The 16153-nt window shown below is 40.9% G+C and carries 14 protein-coding genes; all 14 read left to right on the top strand.

Annotated elements, in window-relative coordinates; all coding sequences use genetic code 11:
• Positions 1 to 4 precede the first annotated feature (4 nt).
• The 14 genes from CHL1_RS10890 (at position 5) to lon (ending at position 16144) form a co-directional block, all read left to right on the top strand.
• Positions 5 to 1006 carry an RnfABCDGE type electron transport complex subunit B gene (locus CHL1_RS10890; RefSeq protein WP_250932859.1) on the top strand — a complete coding sequence of 334 codons (1002 nt, stop codon included), beginning with the start codon at positions 5 to 7 and terminating at the stop codon, positions 1004 to 1006.
• Between the two features lie 416 nt (positions 1007 to 1422).
• Positions 1423 to 2283, top strand: a complete 861-nt coding sequence (locus CHL1_RS10885) for an RluA family pseudouridine synthase (protein WP_243134714.1) — start codon at positions 1423 to 1425, stop codon at positions 2281 to 2283.
• 13 nt (positions 2284 to 2296) lie between these two features.
• Complete coding sequence (locus CHL1_RS10880) at positions 2297 to 4489, top strand: transglycosylase domain-containing protein (protein ID WP_250932857.1); 2193 nt, start codon at positions 2297 to 2299, stop codon at positions 4487 to 4489.
• Positions 4490 to 4501: 12 nt separating this feature from the next.
• Positions 4502 to 4855: a cupin domain-containing protein gene (locus tag CHL1_RS10875; RefSeq protein ID WP_070371177.1), complete on the top strand. Its 354-nt coding sequence runs from the start codon at positions 4502 to 4504 to the stop codon at positions 4853 to 4855.
• Positions 4852 to 5508, top strand: coding sequence for an endonuclease III (nth, locus tag CHL1_RS10870; protein ID WP_070371178.1), 657 nt, complete (start codon positions 4852 to 4854; stop codon positions 5506 to 5508). Before CHL1_RS10875 ends, nth begins: the two co-directional genes overlap by 4 nt.
• 75 nt (positions 5509 to 5583) lie before the next feature.
• Entirely contained in the window at positions 5584 to 6729 is a 1146-nt protein-coding gene (locus CHL1_RS10865; RefSeq protein ID WP_070371179.1) for an ABC transporter substrate-binding protein, read from the top strand.
• A 71-nt stretch (positions 6730 to 6800) separates the two neighbouring features.
• Positions 6801 to 7706, top strand: a complete 906-nt coding sequence (locus tag CHL1_RS10860) for a branched-chain amino acid ABC transporter permease (protein WP_070371180.1) — start codon at positions 6801 to 6803, stop codon at positions 7704 to 7706.
• A gap of 3 nt (positions 7707 to 7709) precedes the next feature.
• Positions 7710 to 8717: a branched-chain amino acid ABC transporter permease gene (locus tag CHL1_RS10855; RefSeq protein ID WP_250932855.1), complete on the top strand. Its 1008-nt coding sequence runs from the start codon at positions 7710 to 7712 to the stop codon at positions 8715 to 8717.
• Positions 8714 to 9472, top strand: a complete 759-nt coding sequence (locus tag CHL1_RS10850) for an ABC transporter ATP-binding protein (RefSeq protein ID WP_250932853.1) — start codon at positions 8714 to 8716, stop codon at positions 9470 to 9472. Before CHL1_RS10855 ends, CHL1_RS10850 begins: the two co-directional genes overlap by 4 nt.
• A 10-nt stretch (positions 9473 to 9482) precedes the next feature.
• Positions 9483 to 10187, top strand: coding sequence for an ABC transporter ATP-binding protein (locus CHL1_RS10845; RefSeq protein ID WP_070371183.1), 705 nt, complete (start codon positions 9483 to 9485; stop codon positions 10185 to 10187).
• Positions 10188 to 10371: 184 nt separating this feature from the next.
• On the top strand, positions 10372 to 11670 hold the full coding sequence (gene tig, locus CHL1_RS10840) for a trigger factor (RefSeq protein WP_250932851.1): 1299 nt from the start codon (positions 10372 to 10374) through the stop codon (positions 11668 to 11670).
• A gap of 26 nt (positions 11671 to 11696) precedes the next feature.
• Positions 11697 to 12314 carry an ATP-dependent Clp endopeptidase proteolytic subunit ClpP gene (gene clpP / locus CHL1_RS10835; RefSeq protein WP_070371185.1) on the top strand — a complete coding sequence of 206 codons (618 nt, stop codon included), beginning with the start codon at positions 11697 to 11699 and terminating at the stop codon, positions 12312 to 12314.
• Positions 12315 to 12325: 11 nt separating this feature from the next.
• Entirely contained in the window at positions 12326 to 13597 is a 1272-nt protein-coding gene (gene clpX / locus CHL1_RS10830) for an ATP-dependent Clp protease ATP-binding subunit ClpX (protein WP_070371186.1), read from the top strand.
• 162 nt (positions 13598 to 13759) lie between these two features.
• Positions 13760 to 16144 (top strand): endopeptidase La, encoded by a 2385-nt coding sequence (gene lon / locus CHL1_RS10825; RefSeq protein WP_084633609.1) that lies wholly within the window; start codon positions 13760 to 13762, stop codon positions 16142 to 16144.
• Positions 16145 to 16153: the final 9 nt, after the last annotated feature.

The raw sequence follows: 16153 nt of genomic DNA, 5'->3' as shown, positions 1-16153 counted from the left end.
GGAAATGTTGAATGAGATTTTAATTCCAGTCGTTATCCTCGGTGTGTTTGGTTTAGTATTTGGAATTGGCCTTGCTATTGCAGCTAAGGTATTTGAAGTATACGAAGATCCTCGTGTGCCATTAGTGCGTGCAGCTCTTCCTGGCGCTAACTGTGGTGGTTGTGGTTTACCGGGCTGTGATGCCTTGGCATCCAATATTGTCGAAGGAACAGCGGGAATTGATGCCTGTCCAGTTGGCGGTGCTGATTGTGCTGCTGCGATTGCGGAAATTATGGGTATGGAAGCTGGCAGTGCGGTTAAAAAGGTTGCCACTGTTATTTGTCAGGGAACCTGTGAAACGGCTCCAAATCGGGCCGAGTACTATGGTGAAATGGATTGTCGGGAAGCCATGATTGCTTCCGGTGGTGCGAAAGGTTGTCGATATGGATGTATGGGTTTGGGAACCTGTAAATCAGTATGTCCTTTTAATGCCATTGTTATGGGAGAAGACGGGTTGCCAAAAATTGACCCGGATAAATGTACTTCCTGTGGCAAGTGCGTGGATGCCTGCCCCAAAGCGATTATGAATCTGGTTCCGGCTGCGCAGGATGTTATTGTTAAATGCAATAACAAAGACAAAGGTAAAACAGCAAAATTGGTTTGTACAACAGCTTGTATTGCCTGCGGAGCCTGTGTGAAAGCATGTAAATTTGATGCAATCACCGTTGAAAACAATATTGCCAAAATTGATTATGATAAGTGTGTTCAATGTTATGAATGTGTCGTTAAATGTCCAATGCGCACTATTTCTGGTGACGTTGAAACCGGTAAGAAGACAGCATATATCATTGATGCAAATTGTATCGGTTGTGGCGCTTGCGCAAAGAACTGCCCAGTTGAAGCAATTTCTGGTGAAATCAAAAAGCCACCATATGTTATTGATCATGAAAAATGTATTGGCTGCGGTATCTGTTTTAAGAAGTGCAAGAAAAATGCCATTGAAATGCGACCCAATAAAGCCAAATAGTCTATAATTTTACAGGACTCTTCATTGAAAAATGGAGAGTCTTTTTTTATGAAGAATTTATGACAATTCCGTGTTTGTGCAAATTTTTAATGAGAATTTTAGGAAAGATGTATAAAATGGTTTTGCTTTCTGTTAAAATGGTGGTATTGTCGAAATAATCTGTCATATGGTGAACGAAAAATCAAATGTGGATATAACTATTAAAAAATAAAAAAAATTAACGACTTTGGTCAAATTAAGGTATAATAGTATGCATGTTTTTATTGCTGAGTCGTTTCATGCTAAATTACATAATGCATCATTTATAAACAAATCAGAAAACTGATTGAAACAAATAGTTTTTATATCAGGTCAGATTCGGGGGTAGAATTATAAGTCTCATCTATACTTATCAAATATCAGACAGTCATGAAAAGTTGGTCAGAGAAGAGCTGATCAGTCGTTATTGTTATTCTAGCCGATTAATCAGAGAAATCAAACGGATTGGAAAGATCAGCTTGAATCACAAAGAGTGTTTTCTGGGACAGCAAATCAAACCAGGAGATATCATCGAAATTAAGATGCCCCGGGAAGATATTGATGGGGAACCGGTAGCGGGCAAACTTAATGTTGTTTATGAAGATGATGAGCTTTTAGTAGTCAATAAACCGCCACTTTGTGTGACGCATCCCACAAAGAGCCATCAATTGGATACACTGGCAAATTTCATTAGCTATTACTGGCAGGAACAGGGGACTGCAGCGAAGATTCGCTTTATCAATCGATTGGATCGAGATACCACCGGTATTGTTGCAATAGCCAAGAATAAATATGTGCATCACTATGTACAAAAAGAAATGAATTCTGGTAAGGTAAAAAAGGTTTATCATGCATTTGTTCATGGTAGGCTCCCTAATGAAGTCGGAATTATTGATGCTCCGATCGGCCAGCCCTATGAAGACAGTATTCATAGGATTGTAATGGAGTCCGGAAAGCCATCGGTTACCCAGTATCGGGTACTGGAAGAGTACAGGGATGCTTCGCTGGTGGAGCTGGTGCTGGAAACTGGACGAACCCACCAAATTAGGGTTCATTTAAAATATTTGGGGAATCCCATTATTGGAGATCCCTTGTATCACAGTGATAAGCAGGAAGATGATTGTTTTGGAATGTCTCATCAGGCTTTACATGCTCGAAGTTTGGAGTTATCATTACCCCAAAAAAAGCAGCTGTATGTTCTAGCTGAGTATAACAATGAATTAATAGACCTTCGAAAGCGTCTAATAGATAAAATATAGAAAAGGTGATGGAATGAGCGAAAAGCAAAAAAAGGGGATAAAAAGACGAAAAAAGAAAAAACATATTGGAGTAAAGGTACTGATTGTTCTTTTAGTCCTGGGGATTCTGGGAGTCGGTGTTATGTATTCAATCTATGCTGCAAATCGCATGGATATTTCAGATTATCAGTATCAGGCTAAGGATAAAACGGAGATTTATTCGGCGGATAATGCTCTAATCGCTGAATTGTACACAAAGAACAGAACCAATGTAACGATTGATCAGATTCCGGTGCAATTGCAACAGGCATTAATATCCGTGGAGGATTCGCGTTTTTACGATCATTTTGGAATTGATTTGCTGGGGATTGTTCGAGCGTTTTTTTCAAATATTGCCAGTAATGGGATTGGTGAAGGTGCCAGCACTATCACCCAGCAGCTTGCCAGAGTTCTGTTCTTACCTGATATTGCAACGGAACAGAATTTTAATCAGTCGCTGGTGCGTAAGCTAAAAGAAATTTCTATAGCACTCCAATTAGAAGAGAAGTATACAAAAGAACAAATTCTGGAAATGTACTTCAATGAGTATTATTTTGGTTCAGGAGCATATGGGATTGAAGAAGCAGCACAAACTTATTTCAACAAACCGGTTTCTCAGGTTAATCTGGCCGAAGCCGCAATGCTGGCAGGTTTGCCTCAAGCACCGAGTGCCTATGCACCGAATACTGATTTTGAAGCCGCAAAAAAACGTCAACTGGAAGTACTGACGCGAATGGTAAAAGAAAAATATATTACGCAAGAAGAAGCGGACGCTGCATATGCGCAAGAACTGGTCATCCGCGATCCGGCGACCATTAGTAATGATGATCAGATCGTTGACAATTATGAAGCGTATGTTGGACGGGCACTCAACGAGTATGCGCAATTAAAAGCATCTGCAGTCATGCAGGAGCGTGGTATCACTGAAGACCAGGCAATTGATTATATCAAAGAAAATATTGCCAATGGCGGTTACCGTATTTACACAACCATTAATACGGCGATGCAAGGAGATGCAATCGAAAGCTTGACAAGTGCGTTAGATGGAGATTTGCCCAACGAAACGGGAGCCATCGTCACTGTCGATCTGGATGGGGCGGTTAAAGCATACTATGGTGGGAACACCCAAATCGATATGGCTAACACCCCAAGACAGCCAGGATCGAACATTAAACCGCTTTATTACGCAGCAGCCATGGATAAGGGATTAATTACCCCCAGTACAACTATCTCGGATACTTATACTGACTTTGGTGGATATGCCCCTAAAAACTATGATGGTAGCTATCATGGGACGGTAACTGTTAAGACGGCATTAGTCAACTCTTACAACATCCCGGCTGTTAAAGTATTCGATAAAGTTGGACCAGAAGAAGCAGTAGCGTTTATGCAGACAATGGGTATTTCGACTTTTGAGGATGACGATTATAACTTGGCGACGGCACTTGGTGGGATGACCTACGGAATCAAACCTCTGGAAATGGCGGTACCGCATTTAATGTTTAATAACGCTGGTGTCTATAACCAACCTTATTATGTCACAAAACTAGAGCAGGTAAATGGCGAGGTTCTATATACAAAAGATTCCTCCAGTACAACGACACGAAAAGTTATGTCGGATACTACGGCAACAAATATGATGAATATCCTGGAAGGGGTTGTTGATTACGGAACTGGTTCTGCGGCGGCCCAGATTTATACCACTGCCGGAAAGACGGGGACAACCCATGATAACAAAGATTTATGGTTTACCGGGATTACCGGGAATCTAACCACTTCAGTCTGGCTGGGGACGCCGGAAAACGATGTGCTTTATGGGGGGAGTTCCCGAGCGGCAGGGATTTATGGAAATTACTTGAGTATGGTTATCGATCAAGACTTGTTGACAACTACTGAAATTGAAAGAACCTCTAACGAGGGTGAAAGTTCCGGAGCCTCTTCGATTGATTCGGGAACAAGTACAACGAATAAAGAAGAAACAACGGAGCCAACCACGCCAACAACCCCGACCACACCGACAACCCCGACAACTCCAACAACCCCGACCACGCCGACGGAGCCAACAACACCAACGGAGCCAACCAAGCCAACAGATCCTACTACGCCAACGGAGCCAACCGATCCGACCACGCCAACAGAGCCAACGGATCCAACGACACCAACGGATCCAACAACACCGACAACCTAATGGAGGATAAAGATGATCATACAAAATGAATCAAAAACACAAGAAATAAAACAGAATATGCGGGGTGGTCACGGGAACGTTGAGATTACCCACATCACTGATAGCGAAATTCTAGGGAAAAACTGCCGACTATTTGCCCAGATCACAGTAAAACCGGGAGACTCCATTGGAGAACATCAGCATACAGGTGAGCAGGAAATATTCTATTTTTTACAAGGAAAAGGGATGGTCGTTGATAATGGCATTCAGTTACAGATAGGACCCGGAGATGTGATGGTCACTCCGGATCAGGGTAGCCACAGCGTTGTCAATACTGGGGATGAGGATTTGGTGTTTATGGCACTGATTCTCAATGAAAATGTGTGATCAAGAAGAATATTGAACAAGTCTTAGCCACATTGGAGTGCCTTTACGGTCAGGAACAATGTGGCTTAGATTTTAGTAGCCCTTTTGAATTGTTGATCGCCACCATCCTATCAGCACAATGCACCGATGTGAGAGTAAATATCGTTACCGGGGATTTGTTTAAGAATTATAATACACCAGAATCGATTTTGTCATTGGGGGAAGTAGGGCTACTTGAAAAAATAAAAACCTGTGGACTGGCTAAAACAAAAGCCAAAAATATTATTTTGACCTGTCATCGGTTATTGACAGAGTATTGTGGCAAGGTACCAGAGCAACTGGATGAACTGATTACACTTCCTGGGGTTGGACGCAAAACTGCCAATGTGGTAATGAGTAATGCCTTTGATATCCCGGCAATTGCAGTTGATACCCATGTTTTTCGAGTTTCACGTCGAATCGGTCTGGCTCAGGGAAAGACCGTTTTGGAAGTTGAAAAAGAATTGATGAAAAATATTCCAAAAGACAAATGGTCCCAGGCTCACCATTGGCTTATCTGGCATGGACGAAAATGTTGTACAGCAAGAAATCCCAATTGTAGCGGGTGTGAGCTAAGCAGCATCTGTGATTTTGGACGTCAAAATATTAAAGAAGCATCGTCTCAAAGCAATTAATTCTTGTGTTTTTCTTAAGAATGGTTTATGATAAGCACTATAAATAATCATTGAAAAGAAAAAGGAGGAAAAGAAATGAAGAAAAGAGTTGTTAGTGTTTTACTTGTTGTTATGTTCACCGCTTCTATTTTTGCATTCGCAGGATGTTCAACATCTGGCGGAAGTTCTGATGTTGTCAAACTTGGTTTTATCGGACCAATGACTGGCGATGCTGCTATTTATGGAAGCTCAGCAGAAGAAGGTGCGCAATTAGCCGTCGCTGAAATTAATGCTGCTGGCGGTATTGATGGAAAAAACATCGAATTGGTTGCTTATGATTCAAAAGCAGATCAAACTGAAGCAATCAATGCTTATAATCGATTAAGAGACCAGGATGGTGTTGTTGCAGTGATCGGCGGAACCTTAAGTGGGGAAACCTTAGCAATGAAAGACATCATGGTTTCAGATAATATGCCAGTACTGTCACCAACAGCAACAGCTGTGGAAGTAACTCAAGATGCTCCAAATGTATTTCGAGCATGCTTCCTGGATGACTATCAGGGTCAAGCTGCTGCTAACTTTGCGGCTACTACTTTAGGTGCAAAAACTGCGGCATTGTTAATCGGAACGGGTAATCCCTACTCAGAAGGTGTATCAGAAGCCTTCAAAGCGGCATTTACAGCTAAAGGTGGCACAATTGCCGGTAGCGAATCTTACGGTACGGCTGATAAAGATTTCAGTGCTCAGTTGACAAAAATCAAAGAAATGAATCCGGATGTCGTATTTGTTCCAGACTATGTTCAAACAGTTGGACCAATTCTTCAAAAAGCCAAAGAAATGGGTATTACCGCAAAATTTGTTGGAGCTGATGGTTGGGATGGCGTTCAAGAAGAATACGCTGACGCCGCTCAGGGAAATTACTTCACCAATCACTATGCTGCCGATTCACCATCTGAAACCGTTCAGAACTTTATCACTGCCTATAAAGCCGAGTATGATAAAGTGCCAAACTCTTTTGCAGCTTTAGGTTATGATGCTGTATATGCCATGGTCGAAGCAATTACTGCAGCTGGTTCTACTGAGTCTGCAGATATTATCACAGCTTTAAATGCGACGGATCATCCTGGCGTTACTGGAACTTTGAAGTTTGATGAAGAGGGAAATCCAAAGGATAAAGAAGTAACTATTATTAAGATCGATGGCGGTCAGTTAAAATATGACTCAACCGTTGTTAACAAATAGTATTTCATAAACGACAATATTACAAGCAGTACAAGGGATATAGGAGAGACCATCTCTTCTATATCCATTTTATGTTATTCTATAAAGGAGGATACATCGTGAATTTATTTCTGCAACAGCTGATCAACGGGCTCAATGTAGGGAGTATCTATGCGCTCATCGCAATCGGTTATACCATGGTATATGGCATTATTAAACTAATCAACTTTGCCCATGGTGAAATCATGATGTTCGGCGCATATTTTGCATTTATTGCTGCCACCAGCTTTCACCTTCCGGTTTGGGCGGTGCTCTTATCATCGATGGTCATTATGGCTATCATTGGAGTTGCCATCGAATTTATCGCCTATCGGCCCTTGAGAAATGCCCCCCGACTGTCTGCGCTGATTACTGCTATTGGGGTGAGTTTGTTTTTGCAAAATCTGGCGTTGATTATTTTTAAGCCAGATCCCAAGGTTATGCCAAAAATATTTCCGGAGACCATTTATAAAATAGGTGAAATCGAAATCAGTTCAACCACTCTGATTACTATAGGTTTGTCACTGTTTTTTATGGTTCTATTGGATCTATTTATTCGAAAAACAAAACAGGGTCGTGCCATGCGTGCCGTATCAGAAGACAAGGATGCTGCGATTCTGATGGGGATTAATGTTAATCGAACGATTTCGCTTACCTTTGCGGTGGGCTCAGCACTTGGTGCTTTAGGCGGGGTTCTCTACAGTGTTGCGTATATTCAGGTATACCCAACAATGGGCGTTATGCCTGGCTTAAAAGCATTCATTGCTGCGGTATTAGGGGGGATCGGAATTATCCCTGGAGCGATGCTCGGCGGGTTTATCATTGGTATGGTTGAAACAATGACAAAAGCGTATCTTTCAACAACTTGGGCTGATGCCATTGTATTTGCGATTCTAATTGTGGTACTGCTTTTCAAACCAACAGGCATCTTGGGAAAAAATACGAGAGAGAAGGTATAAACAATGGATCACAATAAGAAAAAAGCATATTTAATTAATGCAATTGCTATCGTTGCCCTTTACCTTGTATTTTTCGTGCTGATTCAGACGAAGACCATGAACAATTATTTTGTGGGAATTGCCATTATGACTTGTATAATGATTATCATGGCGATGAGTTTAAATATTGTAGCCGGATTTTTAGGTGAAATGGCCTTGGGTCATGCCGGGTTTATGGCCATTGGCGCTTACTCATCTGCCAGTTTTTCGATGGCATTGATTGACGGAGGATTGTCATTGCCGCCAATTGTCACGCTTGTTCTGGCGATGATTGTTGGCGGGATTGTTGCTGGAATTTTTGGATTTCTTATCGGGACACCAACGCTGCGACTCCGTGGGGACTATTTGGGGATCGTAACCATCGGGTTTTCGGAAATTATCCGAATCTTTTTTATTAATTTTGGACCGACTGGTGGAGCCGCTGGATTAAAAGGAATTACCCGGCTGGTGAATTTCAACAATGTCTATTGGATTACGATAATTGTTGCATTTCTGATTTTTACATTAGGCAGATCAAAGCAGGGGCGGGCCATTATTTCCATCAGAGAAGATGAGATCGCTTCGGAGGCTGCGGGGATACCGACCACCCGATACAAGGTATTGGCATTTTCGCTGGCGCTTTTTTTTGCTGGTGTTGGCGGTTCATTATATGCCCACTATCAATCATTTCTGGAGCCGAGCAAGTTTGGCTTTATGTTTTCGATTGAAATGTTTGTTATTGTAGTTTTAGGTGGATTGGGAAGCTTAACCGGCTCAATCATTTCGGCCATCGTTTTGACAGTGTTGCCGGAAATGCTTCGTAGTTTTTCCGAATACCGACTATTGGTTTACTCTCTTGTGTTGATTATCATGATGATTTTCAGACCGCAGGGAATTTTCGGAAGATCCGAATTTTCGCTGACAGCTTTTATTGAATCACTGATTCAACGAAAAAACGTCAAGAATTCCATCGGCGGAGGTGAAGCATCATGACCGTTTTATCAGCAAAAAATATTACGATGCAATTTGGTGGTTTAACTGCAGTTGATCAGTTTAATCTTGAATTGAGTGCTAACGAGCTGGTTGGTTTAATTGGACCCAACGGCGCAGGCAAAACGACAATTTTCAATATGCTAACCGGCGTTTATGTTCCAACAATGGGTGAGATTATGCTTAATGATCAAAGCATCATTAAAAAAACTCCTCACGAAATCGTCAAACTGGGTGCCAGTCGAACCTTTCAAAATATTCGATTGTTTAAAGATTTGACTGCGGTGGAAAATGTAAAAATAGCCTATCACAATTTTATCGACTATAACATGGTTCAGGGGATGTTCAGAACAAAAAAATTCTGGACAGAAGAAAAAAAGCCTCACGAAGAATGCATGAAACTTCTGGATATTTTTGATATGGGCGAGTATGCTGATACCCTGGCTAAAAACCTTCCCTATGGGCAGCAACGTAAACTGGAAATTGCCAGAGCGCTGGCTTCAGATCCAAAAGTACTGATGTTGGACGAGCCAGCGGCGGGAATGAACCCGAATGAAACGGCTGAGCTCATGGAAACCATTCACTTCATCAGGAACAAATTTGACATTACTGTTTTGCTCATTGAACATGATATGAAACTGGTTATGGGGATTTGTGAGCGGATTATCGTGGTAGATTACGGAAAAACTATTGCTGAAGGCACTCCGGATGAAATTAAGAACAACCCTGATGTTATTCGTGCTTATTTAGGAGATTAGGAGGCCGTAAATGCTGAAAGTAAAAGATTTAAATGTACATTATGGAAAAATTCATGCGATCAAGGGTATTAGCTTTGAGGTCAATGAGGGTGAGATTGTTACCCTTATCGGTGCCAACGGTGCTGGGAAAACGACTATTCTCCAAACGATTTCAGGACTATTAAAACCCAGTGAAGGGATGGTGTCTTTTGAAGGCGAAAACCTTAATAAGGTGCCAGCCCATCAGATTCCGGTAATGGGAATAGCCCATGTTCCAGAAGGGCGACGTATTTTTGCCGAAATGACCGTTTATGAAAACCTCCAAATGGGAGCCTATATCAGAAATGATAAGGATCAGATCCAAGAGGACATGGAAAAAATATTTTTGAATTTTCCCCGACTTAAAGAACGGATTAAACAAATTGCCGGAACCTTAAGCGGTGGTGAACAACAAATGTTAGCAATGGGACGAGCCTTAATGACACGACCAAAACTGATTTTGCTCGATGAACCATCAATGGGTCTGGCACCACTTCTGGTCGACGAGATTTTTAACATGATCCAAACTGTAAATGATGCTGGAACAACGGTTTTATTGGTTGAGCAAAATGCTAACAAGGCTTTGCACATTGCCAATCGAGCTTACGTGCTGGAAACTGGATACATTAAACTTTCTGGTAATGCCAGAGATCTTCTGGTGAATCCGGAAGTGCAACAAGCTTATTTAGGTGGTTGATTAAAAAACTGTCTCGCTAGAGGCAGTTTTTTTATGGGAGGGACATCTCTGTTAAATTTGATGTCATACACCTGGAATATTTCTTAAACACCTTGATTTTCATCCTTGATATGAAAATATACCTATGATATACTGTTAAAATTGAATGTGAATATAATTTATAGTGAAAGATACGGAGGATAACATGAGTGCTACAGTAGAAAGTATTGAAAAAAATATTGCAACCCTAAAAATTGAAATAAGTCCGGAGGAATATTCAAAGGCTGTTAAAAAGTCCTATGATAAAAATAAAAAACGTTTTTCGGTTCCAGGCTTCAGAAAAGGAAAAGTACCTAAACAGGTAATCGAATCCTACTATGGAAAAAATGTATTTATGGAAGACGCCATCGATTTTGCCTTTGCGCCTGCTTATACCAGTGCATTGGAAGAAACAGAAATCAAACCAGTAACTCGACCTGATCTGGAAAACATCGAAAAAATCAGCGAAGAAGAAGGCGCGACCTTTATCGTTAAGGTTGGGGTGAAACCAGAAATTAAATTGGGTGACTACAAAGGGGCGGAAGTAGATTCTCTGGAAGCCGAGATTACAGATGAGGAGATTGTGGCTGAGCTGGCAAAAATGCAGGACCAGAATGCCCGACTGGTTACATTAGAAGCTGGTGAAGTTAAAGATGGTGCGACGGTTACCATTGATTACGAAGGCTTTTTAAACGATGAGCCATTTATTGGCGGTAAAGATACTGATTATGATTTAGTAATTGGGAGCGGAACCTTTATTCCTGGCTTTGAAGAACAATTAATTGGTGCTAAGATCGGTGAAGAAGCAACTGTCAACGTTACCTTCCCAGATGAATACCATGCCGAAAACCTTAAGGGACAAGCCGTAGTGTTCAAAGTTGCGGTTAAGGGGATTAAAGAAAAAGAATTGCCGGAATTAGATGATGATTTTGCGAAAGATACCAGTGAGTTTGATACATTAGATGAACTGAAAGCTGATGTCGCAGCACGGTTAAAAGATGCTAAAACTGCTGAACTGAGAAAAGCGGCTGAAATTACAGCTGTTAATTTTGCAGTGGAAAACGCTGAAATTGATGTACCTTATTTAATGATTGAGGAAGAGGTTGACAATAACCTGCAAAACTTTGAAAGCCAAATGAAACAGCAGGGTATTTCATTGGAAGACTACTTTAAATATACGAATGTTAATCGTGAAGATTTCAGAAATAATCTGAAAGAGGATGCAGAAAGAAATATCAAAACGGAGCTGATTCTTTCAAAAATCGGTGAAATGGAAGCTTTGGAAGCAACTGAAGAAGAAGTGGATGAAGAGATTAAAGTATTTGCAGATGCCTATGGACATGATTTTGAAGAATATAAAAAAGGTCTTCAGGAAAGAATGTTAGACTATATCAAGGCAAATATTATTAGACGAAAGACAGTGGAAATGCTGGTAGATGCAGCGACTACAAAAATTTCAGAGTAATAATAAGAAAGCAGGAAAGTGTATTCATGCTAACAAGTAAAACAACACAATCGTTAATTAGCAATAACCTGGTTCCGATGGTTGTCGAACAGACTGGCCGGGGAGAACGATCATACGACCTATTTTCGCGATTATTAAAAGAAAGAATCATTTTTTTAAATGGGGAAATAAATGAAAGCCTGGCTTCTTTGATTGTCGGACAACTGATTTTTTTAGAATCCGATAATGCGGAAAAAGATATTCAGATTTATATTAATAGTCCGGGTGGGGCAGTGACAGCAGGTTTGGCCATCTACGACACAATGAATTACATACGTTGTGACGTGTCTACTATCTGTGTAGGACTTGCTGCATCGATGGGGGCATTTTTATTGGCTGCCGGAGCAAAGGGAAAACGATTTTCTCTTCCAAACAGTGAAATAATGATTCATCAGCCGCTAGGTGGCGCTCAGGGGCAAAGCACCGATGTGGAAATTTATGCAAAACGTTTGATAAAGACACGAGAAAAATTAAATTTAATACTTAGCGAGCGAACCGGGCAACCCCTGGAAACTATTGCTAAAGATACTGATCGCGATAATTTTATGGATCCTGACGAAGCGAAGGCCTACGGATTGATTGATGAGATCATTGTGTCGAGATAGGAGGCTTAGAAATGGCAAGAAATGAAGATAGCATCGAAAATGCCCGATGTTCCTTTTGTGGTAAAAGCCAATCTCAGGTAAAACGAATGGTGGCTGGGCCAGGCGTTTATATTTGCAATGAATGTATCGAGCTCTGTGAAGAAATAATGGATGTGGAGAGCATGCCTGAGGATATTGCGTTTGATGATGTCCCCAAACCAAAAGAAATCAAACTCAAATTAAGTGAATATGTCATCGCTCAAAACCGTGCCAAGCGAGCCCTGGCTGTGGCCGTTTACAATCATTACAAACGGATTACTGCGATGGATGAAAATGATGCCGAAGTTGAATTGCAAAAAAGTAATATTCTATTAATTGGTCCAACGGGGTCAGGAAAAACGCTTTTAGCGCAAACATTAGCCCGAGTTTTAAATGTACCATTTGCGATTGCCGATGCAACTTCATTAACGGAGGCCGGTTATGTCGGCGAAGATGTGGAAAATATTCTGTTAAAACTACTTCAAGCGGCTAATTTTGATGTAGCAAAAGCCGAAAAGGGCATTATTTATATCGATGAGATTGATAAAATCGCCAGAAAAGGTGACAACCCTTCAATCACCAGAGATGTCAGCGGTGAAGGTGTACAACAGGCGTTATTAAAAATTCTTGAAGGTACAATTGCAAATGTCCCGCCACAGGGTGGACGTAAACATCCGCATCAGGATTTTATTCAAATTAACACAAACAATATATTATTTATTTGTGGTGGTGCTTTTGACGGCATGGATAAAGTAATTGAGCAGCGAATGGAAAAAAGTTCAATGGGTTTTGGTGCAGACATTCGCAGTTCCAAAGAAAAAATTGAGGATGATGATCTGAGTTCAGTTCAGCCGCAAGATCTGCTGAAGTATGGTCTGATTCCGGAGTTTATTGGTCGAATTCCTGTGATTGCATCGTTAGAACACTTAGATGAGAGCGCCCTGATACAAATTTTGACGGAGCCACGAAATGCGTTAGTGAAACAATACATAAAAATGTTTCGGATTGAAGGGGTCGAATTGGAATTTCAGCAGGATGCACTCGTGGCAATTGCTAAAAAAGCCATGGATACAAAAACTGGTGCCAGAGGTCTCCGAGGAATCATTGAGAATATAATGCTTGATATTATGTTTGAAGTTCCTTCGAATGAGAATATTGAGAAAGTGATCATAACCAAAGAGGTTGTTGAAAAACAAGTTGAACCGATTATGATTCTTGGACAGAAAAACAACGAAAAAAGCAAAAAGAATGATGTAGTATCGTAGATTTTATTAAATAGCCGTTCAAAAGACCAACTACTCTTTGGTATTTTATACCGTGTATTTGAAATTTTGCACGGCTTTTTTTAAAAAACTTGGGTATAAATCAATACAGGTAATTACATAAAAGGTGCTTTTCATAATAATAGAGGTAAGGAGTTGATTAATTTGAGTATTGAAAAAAAGGAAATTCCAGAAGAAAAGACTGACCATTTGGGAATGACTGAACCGGAATTATTTGTTCAGGAAAAAGAAACCTTACCATTGATACCGCTTCGTGGGATGAGTGTTTTTCCTGGTATGGTGGTTCATTTTGATGTGGGTCGCGAGAAATCTGTTAAAGCATTGGAAGCTGCGATGGAGCGAGACCAAATGGCTTTTTTGGTCACACAAAAAGAGGTTATTAAAGAGGATATTAATCCAGATGACTTTTATAATATTGGTTGCAGAGTAAAAGTTAAACAATTATTAAAGATGCCGGACAATCTTGTTCGGGTTCTGGTTGAAGTCCAGGAAAGACGAGAAATCGTTGAATTTGAAAGTTTAAATCCCTATTTTCTGGTTACAACCAAACCGGTCCGTTCCGTTTATTATGATACAAAAGAGAATCGGACACTCATCCGTATGATTCGCGAATCGTTTGCCAATTATATGAATGTTACCAGAAAGGTGGCGACGGATCTTATTCTGGCCATGGATTCATTAGATGATCCGGATCAGCTTATTGACATTATCGGTGCCAATTTGTTCCTGGATCTGGAAGACAGTCAACGGCTGATTCAAGAAACCGATGTGAATAAGCGTTTGGTACTTACCTACGAGATTTTGGTTGAAGAAGTTGAAATGATTAAAATCGAGCACAACATCGACGAAAAAGTTCGTAGTGAAATGTATAAGCATCAACGGGAATACTATTTGCGGGAGCAGATAAAAGTGATCCAAAATGAATTAGGTGAAGGTGACGTTCAAAATGAGTTGGAAACGTATCGGGAACGACTGGCGGCACTGGAAGTACCTGACGAGGTAAAAGACAAGGTTTTGGGAGAACTGAATCGTTTGAACAAAGTTCCTCAAGGCTCATCAGAGGCAGGTTTAATTCAAACTTATGTGGAATGGATACTGGATCTTCCCTGGAATACGCTAACCGAAGAAACGGTTGATGTTTCAATTGCCCGAAAAATTCTGGATGAAGATCATTATGCATTAAAAAAGGTTAAAGAACGAATTCTTGAATATATATCGGTGCTGCAGCTTTCAAAGAGTCTCAAATCACCAATTATTTGTCTGGTGGGACCTCCTGGAGTCGGAAAAACGTCGATTGCCAAATCCATTGCTCGAGCCTTAAATCGTAAGTATGTCCGTATGTCATTGGGGGGGATGCGAGACGAGGCCGAGATAAGAGGTCATCGTCGAACTTACGTTGGTGCCATTCCAGGACGAATCTTATACAATATGAAAAAATGTGGAACCAGAAATCCGCTATTCTTACTGGATGAAATTGATAAATTGGGACAAGATTTCAATGGCGATCCCGCCTCTGCATTACTGGAGGTGTTGGATCCAGAGCAGAATAACACCTTTACTGACCACTATCTCGAACTACCGTTTGACCTGTCGCAAGTGTTGTTTTTAACAACCGCCAATTCGTTATCAACCATTCCAAGACCGTTGCTGGATCGAATGGAAATTATTGAGGTGAATGGTTACGTCGAAAGTGAAAAAGTGGAAATCGCCCAACGCTATCTGATTCCCAAACAACTGGAAATTCACGGATTAAAAAAATCCACTTGTAAATTCAGTGAAGCAGTAATAAAGAATACCATTGAGTATTACACCAGAGAGTCAGGCGTTCGCGAACTTGAGCGAAAAATTGCTCAGATTTGTCGTGTCGCTGCAAAAGAAATTGTAGAACACAAGAAAAAAAGCATCAGCATCACGCAGAAGAATCTGGAAAAATTCTTAGGAAAGCATCGCTATTCGTTTGATACCGTAGGTGATAAAAAAGAAGTGGGCTTGGTCAATGGATTAGCCTGGACACCGGTTGGTGGTGATACCCTGCAAATAGAAGTGATCGTGGTGGATGGTACCGGAAAAATTGAAATCACCGGACAGCTTGGTGATGTGATGAAAGAATCAGTCAAAGCGGGTATTAGTTATATTCGCTCCCAGGCGAAGGTGTTAGAAATCGAATCTGATTTTTACTCAAAAAAAGACATCCATCTCCATGTACCTGAGGGTGCTGTACCGAAAGATGGCCCATCAGCTGGGATCGCAGTCACAACGGCGCTGATTTCATCGTTAACCAATATTCCAGTGCCACAAAATCTGGCAATGACCGGTGAAATAACCCTCAGTGGCCGGGTTCTGCCAATTGGCGGATTGCGTGAAAAGCTGACGGCAGCCCATCGTGCCGGTATTAAAGAAATTATCTTGCCAAAAGAAAACGAAAAAGACCTGGAAGATGTACCAAACGTTGTTTTGGAGGCTTTACATATTCAGTCTGTTTCAAAAATGAGTGAGGTCACAAAAATTGTTTTTAAAGATCTTCAATAAATAGACCGA

This window comes from Acetobacterium wieringae (assembly GCF_023700225.1).
Lineage (GTDB): Bacteria > Bacillota > Clostridia > Eubacteriales > Eubacteriaceae > Acetobacterium > Acetobacterium wieringae.
Note: the sequence above shows the minus strand (reverse complement) of the source record. Positions and strands in the feature narration are given on the sequence as shown.

Excerpts from the sequence above, each read along its gene's own strand:
- CHL1_RS10890 (WP_250932859.1), top strand. The coding sequence starts at position 5 with ATGTTGAATGAGATTTTAATTCCAGTCGTTATCCTCGGTGTGTTTGGT.
- CHL1_RS10880 (WP_250932857.1), top strand. The coding sequence starts at position 2,297 with ATGAGCGAAAAGCAAAAAAAGGGGATAAAAAGACGAAAAAAGAAAAAA.
- CHL1_RS10875 (WP_070371177.1), top strand. The coding sequence starts at position 4,502 with ATGATCATACAAAATGAATCAAAAACACAAGAAATAAAACAGAATATG.
- CHL1_RS10865 (WP_070371179.1), top strand. The coding sequence starts at position 5,584 with ATGAAGAAAAGAGTTGTTAGTGTTTTACTTGTTGTTATGTTCACCGCT.
- CHL1_RS10860 (WP_070371180.1), top strand. The coding sequence starts at position 6,801 with ATGTTATTCTATAAAGGAGGATACATCGTGAATTTATTTCTGCAACAG.
- CHL1_RS10855 (WP_250932855.1), top strand. The coding sequence starts at position 7,710 with ATGGATCACAATAAGAAAAAAGCATATTTAATTAATGCAATTGCTATC.
- CHL1_RS10850 (WP_250932853.1), top strand. The coding sequence starts at position 8,714 with ATGACCGTTTTATCAGCAAAAAATATTACGATGCAATTTGGTGGTTTA.
- CHL1_RS10845 (WP_070371183.1), top strand. The coding sequence starts at position 9,483 with ATGCTGAAAGTAAAAGATTTAAATGTACATTATGGAAAAATTCATGCG.
- tig (WP_250932851.1), top strand. The coding sequence starts at position 10,372 with ATGAGTGCTACAGTAGAAAGTATTGAAAAAAATATTGCAACCCTAAAA.
- clpP (WP_070371185.1), top strand. The coding sequence starts at position 11,697 with ATGCTAACAAGTAAAACAACACAATCGTTAATTAGCAATAACCTGGTT.
- clpX (WP_070371186.1), top strand. The coding sequence starts at position 12,326 with ATGGCAAGAAATGAAGATAGCATCGAAAATGCCCGATGTTCCTTTTGT.